Here is a 9,430-nt window from a genome sequence, read left to right as displayed (position 1 = left end):
GCCTTCTTGGCCGGAGCCTTCTTCGCGGCGGTCGCCTTCTCCTCCTCCTTGCCGACCAGCTTGGCGGCGCGCTCGCCGACCGCGCGGGTCCGCGAGGACACGGTGCCGAGGGCCTCTTCGGTCAGCTGCTGGGCATCGGCGTACGCCTTCTCGACGCGGCTGAGGTTCTCCTCCACCAGCGGCTGCGACCGCAGACGCTCCACCGCGTCCTCGCCGCGCTCGGCGAGCGAGTTGTAGATGTCGGTCGCGACCTCGATGTAGGCCTCAGCAACCTTGCGCAGCTCCTCGGGGGTGAACTTCTCACGCAGACCCTCGATGTCGGCCGGGAACTCCTCCGGCAGCGCCTGCAGGCGCTCACGGGCCTCGGCGATACGCTCCTGCGCCTGCCCGGTGGCAGCCTCGTAGCGGGCCTGGGCGTTCTCGGCAGCCGCTTCGTAACGGGCCTGAGCCTTCTCGGTGGCAGCTTCGGTGCGCTCACGCAGCTGCGCGATGACCTCGTTCACCTGCTGGTAGGCCAGATCGGCGGCACCGACGGCGGCGTACACGGGGGTAATGTTGTTCTCGTTCTTGCTCATGATGCTCTCCTTCGAAATACGTTGCTGTTTTTGCTCTTTCGGTCAGGCAGCGGCCCGGACCGGTATTTGTCGGTCGGATCCGAATCGATCCGAAGGGGTTGTCAGTTGCTGGCGGATCCACTTTCGTCGGCTACTGGGGCGGTCTCGGCGGCGTCCCCCGCGCCACCGGGAGTCGACGACGCCGGCGTGGCGTTGTCGTGACAGAAGGAGTCGTAGATTTCGAGGAGCACTTGCTTCTGGCGCTCGTTGATCGCGGTATCGGCGAGCAGCGCGTCCCGAACCGGGCTCGCGGCACGTTCCTGCAGGATGCCGGCCCGCACGTAGAGGACCTCGGCGGACATCCGCAGGCCCTTGGCGATCTGCGCCAGCACGTCGGCCGACGGCTTGCGCAGCCCGCGCTCGATCTGGCTCAGGTAGGGATTGCTGACGCCCGCACGCTCGGCGAGCTGCCGCAGCGAGACCTCGGCGAGCATGCGCTGCGATCGGATGAAGGCGCCGATGTCCTGCGCCTTCTCCGCAACATTCTTTGCGGCGGTTTCAGCGACGCCGGACTCCTCGGTCGAGATCGACTCGCCCGCTTCATCATTCGACGCCGTTCCCGGCGACATTTCCGTCACTGTCATACGCTCCCTCACCTCAGCGGTGGCTGCTTGCGGCCTGTCCTAACAGTCTGCGCCCACCGTGCTAGCAGATGCAAGCGGGGCAGCTAATTTGTGGTACAGATCGCATCGAGATCGTCGATAACGGGTTTGTCAGCGGGAATATCCCAGGTCAGAGGCCTAGCCGCCGAAGAGGAGCACCGAGATCGTGTAGATGACGAGCCCGGCCAGCGAGCCCACGACCGTGCCGTTGATGCGGATGAACTGGAGATCGCGACCGACCTGCAGCTCGATCTTCTTGCTGGCATCCTCGGCATCCCAGCGCCGGATCGTCTCGGTGACCACCGAGATGATCTCGTCCGGATAGTGCTCGGCCACATGCCGCGCGCCGCGAATGGTCCAGCCGCTGAGCTTCTCCTGCAGCACCGCGTCGTCGCGGACCCGGCCGGCCATCTGAACCACCGCGCCGGACATCGCATTTCGCAACGACGAGTTCTTGTCTTCGAGCGCCTCCACGATGATCGCCTTGCCCGCGATCCACGCGGTCGAGGCGGCGCCGGAGACCTCGTCGCGACCGATCAGCTCCGACTTCAGGCTCTCGAAACGGGCGATCGTCTCCGGGTCGTTCTGCAGATCCACCGCCAGCTGCATCAGGAAATCGTCGACGGCCTTGCGCATTTCATGCTCCGGATCGATCTTCACCTTGTAGGTGAACTCGACCAGCTCTCGGTGGATGCGTTCGCCCACGAGGAGATTCAGGAAGCGCGGCGCCCACGTCGGCGCATCCTTGTCGATAACGCGGTCGATCAGCTCCTGGCTGCCCTGCGCCCAGTCGTGCACCCGGTCGCACGCCAGCTGAATCAGCGGGGCCAGCCGCTGTTCGGAGATCAGCTGCTCCAGCATCCGCCCGGACGGCGGCGCCCACTCGGGCTCGGCCGCCCAGCGCATGCCGGCGAGGATCAGCTTCTCGATGTCTTCGTCGGCGAGGATCTCCGCCCACAGGGCCACCACGCGGGCGGACTCGTCGGCGATCCGCGGCGCGTTGGCCGGGTCGGCGAGCCAGGTCGACACGCGCTTGGGCAGCTCCAGCGCCACGACCTTCTCCTCGAGAACGTCCGGCGTCAGGAAGTTGTCGCGGATGAAGTCGCCGAGCTGGTCGCCGATCTGGTCCTTCTTCTTGCGGATCAGCGCGGTATGCGGGATCGGAATCCCCAGCGGATGCCGAAACAGCGCGGTCACGGCGAACCAGTCGGCCAGGGCGCCGACCATGCCGGCCTCCGACGCGGCCCGGACATAGCCGACCCACGCGCCGACATTCGCCCCGTCGCGCTGCTCCAGCCACCGGCACACCAGGTAGACGGCCGCGGCCAGGCACAGCATCCCAGTCGCGATCAACTTCATCCGGCGCAGGTCGGCCCGTCGCTGGGCGTCGCCGGAGGTATCGACCGCCAACGTCGGGGCGGGCGGCGGAGCCGCGACATAGTCGGCGGGGGGCGTCTCGATCATGCGGTGCACGACGTCCAGTGTTACCGACTCGTCCCGGTGCGGCGCCCAATGGTCGAGATGCAATGTGCAGTGCGGCGCGCCCAGTGACCTAGTCTTAGCTGACCAGCCAGTTTCCGACGAGTGCCAAACCGGCACCGCAGAGAGGTTCGACACCATCGTGCAGTTCCCGCCCAATCCGGCCGCTATCGCCCGCTCGGCGCTGGCCGCCGTCAACGCGGGCGTGGACAGTCTGCCGACCCGATCGGGTGACTCCCGGGAGGCCGTCCGGTCGGGCGACGCGCAGGAGGTCAAGGCCGACGGCCGCAAGCGGCGCTGGGAGCAGCACCGCCAGGCGCGGCGCACGGAGCTGGTCGACGGCACGATCGCGGCGGTCGGCGAACTCGGCTCCGAGGTCGGCATGGACGAGATCGCGCGGCACATGGGCATCTCGAAGACCGTGCTGTACCGCTACTTCAGCGACAAGAACGACCTCACCCATGCGGTGATGCTGCGTTTCATCGAGACCCAGCTGGTGCCGAAGCTCGCCGGGGCACTCGCCGGCGTCGACGACGAGTATGCGATGACCCGCGGCGCGATCGAAGTCTGCGTGCAGACCATTGCCGATCAGCCCGCGCTGTACACCTTCGCGATGTCGATCGCGACGGCCAAGCAGCAGGAGGCGCTCAGCGACTCGACGAATGTCATCGGTCAGATGCTGGCGCACGTGATGACGGTGCGGATGCGCGAACGCGAGATCGATCTCGGCGGCGTGGACGTGTTCTCTCGGATGCTGGTCGGCGGCATCGAGACCACCCTCGACTGGTGGATGGTCAAGCGGACCGTAACGGCCGAAGAGCTGATCGACTATCTGACGATGATGGTGTGGTCGGCGATCGTCGGCATCGCTCGGGCGGACGGCTCGATCGCGAAGTTCACCGCCGACATCCCGCCACTTCCCGACCACTAGGTAGCTGGTGATCAGCTGGACGATCCGGGAAGGTTGACGGTGGCCCACTAAGGCGCTTTCCCTTGCGGGCCATCGTCATAACGCAGCCGGGCGTTCAGCTGGCGCCAGCTCTATTCGGCGCCGATTCTGCGGCGGAGCCGCCGGGCCGCGGCGACCATGTTGCGCAGCGACGGTTCCAGCTGCCAGTAGTGCCGGGTCTTGAGTCCGCCGTCGGGATTGACCCACAGCTGCTGCGGATCGATCGCCTGGGTGGCCCGCTGGATCCGTTCATCGATCTCGTCGATGCTCGGGATGGCCGCGCTCCGGCTTTCGTACACACCCGGACCGACGCCGCCCTGAATCGCGTTGCCGCTCTTCAGCAACTCGTCGAGCACCCACCCGATCGACCGGGTCGCGACGATCGAGGTGACATCGGCACCCAGGGCGTCGAAGGCCTCGACGACCTGCTTGATGCTCGAATACCCGACGTGCGTGTGGATCTGGGTCTCCGGCTTGGCGCCGCCGACCGCCAGCTTGAACGCGCCGACCGCCCAGTCCAGGTAGCCCTCGCGACCCTGCTCGCGCAGCGGCAGCAGCTCCCGGATCGACGGCTCGTCGACCTGGATGATCTTGATGCCGGCCCGCTCCAGGTCGGCGACCTCGTCGCGCACCGCCAACGCCAGCTGCTCGGCCGTCTCGTACAGCGGCTGATCCTGGCGCACAAAGGATCTGGCCAACATGGTGACGGGTCCGGTGAGGATGCCCTTGACCGGCTTGTCGGTGAGTGACTGCGCGTAGGTGATCCATTCGACGGTCATCGGCGCGGGCCGACGGATGTCGCCGTAGATGATCGGCGGCCGCACCGCACGCGATCCGTAGACCTGCACCCAGCCGAAATGCGTTGCGGCATAACCTTCGAGCAGTTCGGCGAAGTACTGGACCATGTCGTTGCGCTCGGCCTCGCCGTGCACCAGGACATCGAGGCCGATGTCCTCCTGCAGCTCGATCACGCGCTTGATCTCGTCGAGCAGCCGCTGCTTGTATTGATCCCAGGTCAGCCGGCCCTGGCCGTACTGATAGCGGGCCTGGCGGACAGCGGCGGTCTGCGGGAACGACCCCAGGGTGCAGGTCGGCGCGACCGGCAGACCCAGGATCTCCTGCTGGATCTTGCGGCGCTCCGCCAGCGGCGCGCGCTCGCGCTGATCCGGCCGGATGTTGGCCACCCGCTGCCGGATCTCGTGCTTCTGTTTGAAGTCGACCTTCTTCGGCTTCGCGTACCAGCTCTCGGGCGCCCCGTGGGTGACCGCCTTGGCCAGCGAAACCACCTCGCGCACCTTCTGTTTCGCGAAGGCGAGGCGATCGGCCACGTCGCCGGGGATGTCGTACTCGGCCAGCACGTCGATCGGCACATGCAACAGCGTGCTCGACGTCGACACCACGAGATCGGGAACGACCTTCTTCAGCTCGAGCAGATACTCCAGCGTCTGGACCTTGTCGGCCTTCCAGACGTTGCGCCCGTTGATGACACCCGCGTAGAGGCGCTTGCGCTTGATGCCGGGGATCTGGGCGAGAGTCGCCGGACTGATCCGCTCGGTCAGGTCGAGGCTGATCGCCTCGATCTTGGTGGCGGCCAGAATCGGCAGGGCCGGACCCAGGTCACCGTACTGGCCGGTGACCAGCACACGCGGCCGCTGAGCCGGCGCCGACAGCGCGTCGTACACGCGCGACAACAGGTTCAGCTCCGCCTCGGTGCGGTCGCTGGTGAACGCCGGCTCATCCAGCTGGATGCACTTGGCACCCTGCTTCCACAGCTTCTCGAACAGCTCGACGTAGACAGGGATCAGATCGTCGATCCGGTCGATCGGCGAAAAGCCTTCCGGCGCATCGTCGCCCGCCTTGGACAGCAGGAGGAGCGAGATCGGGCCGAGCACGACGGGGCGCAGTTCGATGCCGTAGTCCTTGGCGCGCCGGTGCTCGTCCAACAACGTCTGCGCGTGCAGCGAGAACTCGGTGTCGTGCGAGATCTCCGGCTGCCGGTAGTAATAGTTGTTGTTGTACAGCTTCACCAGCTCGAGCGGCGGGAAATCCGGCCGGCCGCGCGCCATCGTGAAGTAGAAGTCCAGCGGCTCCAGCTGACCCTGCAGCGGCTTGAACCGGTTCGGCACGGCGCCGACCATGAGCGCGTTGTCGAGCACGTGGTCGTAGAACGAGAAGGTGTTGCCCGGAACCTGCTCCAGCCCGGTGGCGGAGAGCTCCTGCCAGATGCCGTCGGCCATCTCCTGGCCGGCGGCGATCAGCTGCTCGAGGGAATCACTGCCGTGCCAATAGCTCTCGAGCGCGCGCTTGAGTTCGCGCCGCGGACCGATGCGTGGATAACCGAGGATTGACGAACCGTATTCAACGTCCGTCTGCTGTGCGGCAGTCACGATGGACCAGCTTACTTCTTGGCGCCGTTGTCCGGATAGTCATAGAAGCCCTTCCCGGCCTTCTTGCCCAGGTGGCCGGCCTCGACCATGCGCAGCAGCAGCGACGGCGGCGAGTACAGCTGCTCCTTGAACTCCTCGTACATCTTGTCGGCGATGGCCTTGACGGTATCCAGGCCGACCAGGTCAGTGAGCTTGAGCGGACCCATCGGATGCGCGAGGCCCAGCACGATCGCCTTGTCGATGTCCTCGACCGTGGCGAAGCCGCTCTCCACCATGCGGATCGCCGACAGCAGGTACGGCACCAGCAGGGCGTTGACGACGAAGCCGCTGCGATCGGCCGAGCGGATGACCTGCTTGCCCAGCACCTCCGAGGCGAAGTACTCGGCGCGCTCGCTGGTCTCCGGCGAGGTCTTGAGCGTGGTGACCAGCTCGACGAGCGGCAGGACCGGCACCGGGTTGAAGAAGTGCATGCCGACCACGCGGTTGGCCTGCTCGGTGGCCATACCCAGCTTCATGATCGGGATCGACGAGGTGTTGGACGCCAGCACCGCATTCGGGTCGGTGACGACTTTGTCGAGCTCGCGGAAGATGTTGGTCTTGATCTCCTCGTCCTCGATGACGGCCTCGCACACGATCTGACGATCGGCGAAGTCCCCGAGGTCGGAGGTGAAGCGCAGACGCCAGGCAGCCTGCTCGCGCTCGCGTTCGGTCAGCTTGCCGCTGGACACGCCGCGATCGAGCGAACGCAGGATCCGCGAGCGACCGGCGGCGGTCAGCTCACGAGTGGACTCGTACACCAGCACATCAGTGTGCGCGCGGGCACAGACCTCGGCGATGCCGGCACCCATCTGACCTGCGCCGATGACGCCGACCCGGGTGATCTTCTCATTTGCCATGACTACCGCTCCTGAAATGTGTTGGTAGATAAGAGGATTTGACTAGCAGTCTAGGTCCAAGACCCAGGTGATGAGGCCGGAGTGGGACGATTCGACCAGCGAACCGGCCCACCCCGACGTCAACGCCTGGAGCCCATTCCTAGTGGAACTGGCCTTCCTCGGTGCTGCCCTTCAGGGCTGCGGTCGAGGTGTTCGGGTCGACGGTGGTGGCGATCTTGTCGAAGTAGCCGGCACCGACCTCGCGCTGGTGCTTGGTGGCGGTGTAGCCGCGCTCCTCGGCAGCGAACTCGCGCTCCTGCAGGTCGACGTACGCGCTCATCTGGTTGCGGGCGTAGCCGTGGGCCAGATCGAACATCGAGTAGTTGAGGGCGTGGAAGCCGGCCAGGGTGATGAACTGGAAGGTGAAGCCCATCGCGCCGAGCTCGTTCTGGAACTTGGCGATCGTGTCGTCGTCCAGGTGCTGCTTCCAGTTGAAGGACGGCGAGCAGTTGTAGGCCAGGAGCTGGTCCGGGAACTCGGCCTTGACGGCCTCCGCGAACTTCTTGGCGAGCTCGAGGTCGGGCTTGCCGGTCTCCATCCAGATCAGGTCGGCGTACGGGGCGTAGGCCTTGGCACGCGCGATGCAGGGCTCGACACCGTTCTTGATGCCGAAGAAGCCCTCGGAGGTGCGGGTGCCATCCAGGAACGGCTTGTCACGATCGTCGACATCGGTGGTCAGCAGGGTGGCTGCCTCGGCGTCGGTACGAGCGATGACGACGGTCGGGGTGTTCGCGACGTCGGCGGCCAGGCGGGCCGAGGTCAGGGTGCGGATGTGCTGCTGGGTGGGGATCAGCACCTTGCCACCGAGGTGGCCGCACTTCTTCTCCGAGGCGAGCTGGTCCTCCCAGTGGGTGCCGGCGGCACCCGCGGCGATCATCGCCTTCTGGAGCTCGTACACGTTGAGGGCGCCACCGAAGCCGGCCTCACCGTCGGCCACGATCGGCACGACCCAGTTGTCGACCGAGTCGTCACCCTCGACGCGGGCGATCTCGTCGGCGCGCAGCATCGCGTTGTTGATACGGCGAACGACGGCCGGAACCGAGTTGGCCGGGTACAGCGACTGGTCCGGGTAGGTGTGGCCCGAGAGGTTCGCGTCACCTGCGACCTGCCAGCCCGACAGGTAGATGGCCTTGAGGCCGGCGCGGACCTGCTGAACGGCCATGTTGCCGGTCAGGGCGCCCAGGGCGTTGATGTAGCTACCGTCACCCTTGGTGACGCCGTCCCACAGGATCTCGGCGCCGCGGCGGGCGAGGGTGCTCTCCTCGACGACGTTGCCCTGCAGCTCTTCGACCTGCTCAGCGGTGTAGTCGCGCTTGATGCCCTTCCAGCGCGGGTTGGTGTCCCAATCCTGCTGAATCTCAGCGGCGGTACGGGGCTTTCCGACGTTGCTCATCTTTGGCTCATCCTTCTTGACTCGTTAACGGGGCCGTGGCCCCCGGGTTCGCGCCCGAGTTCCTGATCCGTGTGGCTTCGCATCGGATCGGCTCCCGCCAGGCAGTGCCTGCAACGAGCGTGCCATAGCCAAATCCGCAGGTCCAGCCGTCGCAATTGCCAAATTGAGCCACCTTTTGCGGCCGTGTTGCAAAGTTTGCAAATATTGGCCTGCAAATCACCGCGGCCAAACTCGCTAAAAAGTACGCCCGTACTGCATGTTTGGCTCCCGCTGTGCGGGACGGTTGCGGCCCCGTCGGCTACTCGGGAGTAACCACGAGCATCCATCACTCTCTCCGTGTTGTGCCGAGCATCACTGTCTCGAGCGCCCGCAGCCGTATTCTTGCTTGGTGCAGCAGGCAGCGCAAACGCCCCACGACGACCGCGACGACACCTACCGCGGGCCCACCGATCCGGACATCCCCGACGACACCGTCACCGAGGCGGTCCCGGTGATCCGCTCCGGCATGCCGGAGCGTCCTGCCTACCGCTCGATCCCCCGGGATTTCAGCGGCTCGGAGGCCAGCCGGCCGGCCTTTCTGCACGTTGTCGCCGCCGTGTGGGTCCTCGCGCTGCTGGTCGCCGTGGTGACCGCGTCGGCGATCTTCTTCGACAAAGCTGCGGTGCAGGACGCACTGCGACAGGGCCTGCGCAGCGACAATCCGAGCCGGAGCGCGCACACCATCAATAACGCCGTCAACTACACGCTGTTCGGGCTCCTGGCCGGCGCCTGCGTGCTCACGCTGATCAACGGGCTGTGCCTGGCCTCCACCTGGGGCGGCAACCGGCGCGCCCGGATCGTTCACACGGTCGTGGCCCTGGTGACCGCCGGCGGGCTGGTCGGCGCCTGGCTCAGCCTCCACGACGCCCGCGCGACCGCCTACCACCTGACCGAGTGGGGCCCGATCGCTGTTGCGATCCTGGTGATCATCGGCACCGCGCTGCTCTTCGCGCCGCCGGTCCGGCTAGGGCGTGTCTCCTAATAGGCGTGTCCAGCGGAGGCATGCCTGTAGGACCACGGCGGCTCGGTAGG

The 9,430-nt window shown here is 66.3% G+C and carries 8 protein-coding genes; 2 read left to right on the top strand and 6 right to left on the bottom strand.

Annotation, left to right across the window (positions count from 1 at the left end; genetic code table 11):
• From G341_RS0100415 to G341_RS0100405, 3 genes are all read right to left on the bottom strand, one after another.
• Window positions 1-575: hypothetical protein (locus G341_RS0100415; RefSeq protein ID WP_018177131.1), on the bottom strand; the 575-nt coding region annotated here is incomplete at its 3' end.
• Between the two features lie 101 nt (window positions 576-676).
• A complete protein-coding gene (locus tag G341_RS0100410; protein WP_018177130.1) occupies window positions 677-1,183 on the bottom strand; it encodes a helix-turn-helix domain-containing protein in 507 nt (168 codons plus the stop codon).
• A gap of 171 nt (window positions 1,184-1,354) precedes the next feature.
• The gene (locus tag G341_RS0100405; RefSeq protein WP_018177129.1) at window positions 1,355-2,680 is read right to left on the bottom strand and encodes a DUF445 domain-containing protein; all 1,326 of its coding nucleotides are present in this window, start codon (window positions 2,678-2,680) and stop codon (window positions 1,355-1,357) included.
• 157 nt (window positions 2,681-2,837) lie between these two features.
• On the opposite strand from G341_RS0100405, the gene G341_RS0100400 reads away from it, so the two are divergent.
• Window positions 2,838-3,626 (top strand): TetR/AcrR family transcriptional regulator, encoded by a 789-nt coding sequence (locus G341_RS0100400; RefSeq protein WP_018177128.1) that lies wholly within the window; start codon window positions 2,838-2,840, stop codon window positions 3,624-3,626.
• Window positions 3,627-3,736: 110 nt separating this feature from the next.
• Here the strand turns inward: G341_RS0100400 and metE are convergent, their stop codons facing one another.
• The 3 genes from metE to aceA all read right to left on the bottom strand — a co-directional run bounded on the left by metE (window position 3,737) and on the right by aceA (window position 8,359).
• Window positions 3,737-6,031, bottom strand: coding sequence for a 5-methyltetrahydropteroyltriglutamate--homocysteine S-methyltransferase (gene metE, locus G341_RS0100395; RefSeq protein WP_018177127.1), 2,295 nt, complete (start codon window positions 6,029-6,031; stop codon window positions 3,737-3,739).
• An 11-nt stretch (window positions 6,032-6,042) separates the two neighbouring features.
• Entirely contained in the window at window positions 6,043-6,927 is an 885-nt protein-coding gene (locus G341_RS0100390; RefSeq protein WP_018177126.1) for a 3-hydroxybutyryl-CoA dehydrogenase, read from the bottom strand.
• A gap of 139 nt (window positions 6,928-7,066) precedes the next feature.
• Window positions 7,067-8,359, bottom strand: coding sequence for an isocitrate lyase (gene aceA, locus G341_RS0100385; RefSeq protein ID WP_018177125.1), 1,293 nt, complete (start codon window positions 8,357-8,359; stop codon window positions 7,067-7,069).
• 388 nt (window positions 8,360-8,747) lie between these two features.
• Here aceA and G341_RS22820 point away from each other — a divergent pair, with 388 nt between their 5' ends.
• Window positions 8,748-9,380, top strand: coding sequence for a hypothetical protein (locus G341_RS22820; RefSeq protein WP_018177124.1), 633 nt, complete (start codon window positions 8,748-8,750; stop codon window positions 9,378-9,380).
• Window positions 9,381-9,430 lie beyond the last annotated feature (50 nt).

Source organism: Jongsikchunia kroppenstedtii DSM 45133 (genome assembly GCF_000380485.1).
Lineage (GTDB): Bacteria > Actinomycetota > Actinomycetes > Mycobacteriales > Mycobacteriaceae > Jongsikchunia > Jongsikchunia kroppenstedtii.
This window is presented reverse-complemented; position numbering and strand designations above follow the sequence as displayed.

What these genes read in the sequence shown, in the direction of transcription:
- G341_RS0100405 (WP_018177129.1), bottom strand. Translation starts at nt 2,680, where the DNA reads ATGATCGAGACGCCCCCCGCCGACTATGTCGCGGCTCCGCCGCCCGCC.
- aceA (WP_018177125.1), bottom strand. Translation starts at nt 8,359, where the DNA reads ATGAGCAACGTCGGAAAGCCCCGTACCGCCGCTGAGATTCAGCAGGAT.
- G341_RS0100390 (WP_018177126.1), bottom strand. Translation starts at nt 6,927, where the DNA reads ATGGCAAATGAGAAGATCACCCGGGTCGGCGTCATCGGCGCAGGTCAG.
- G341_RS0100410 (WP_018177130.1), bottom strand. Translation starts at nt 1,183, where the DNA reads ATGTCGCCGGGAACGGCGTCGAATGATGAAGCGGGCGAGTCGATCTCG.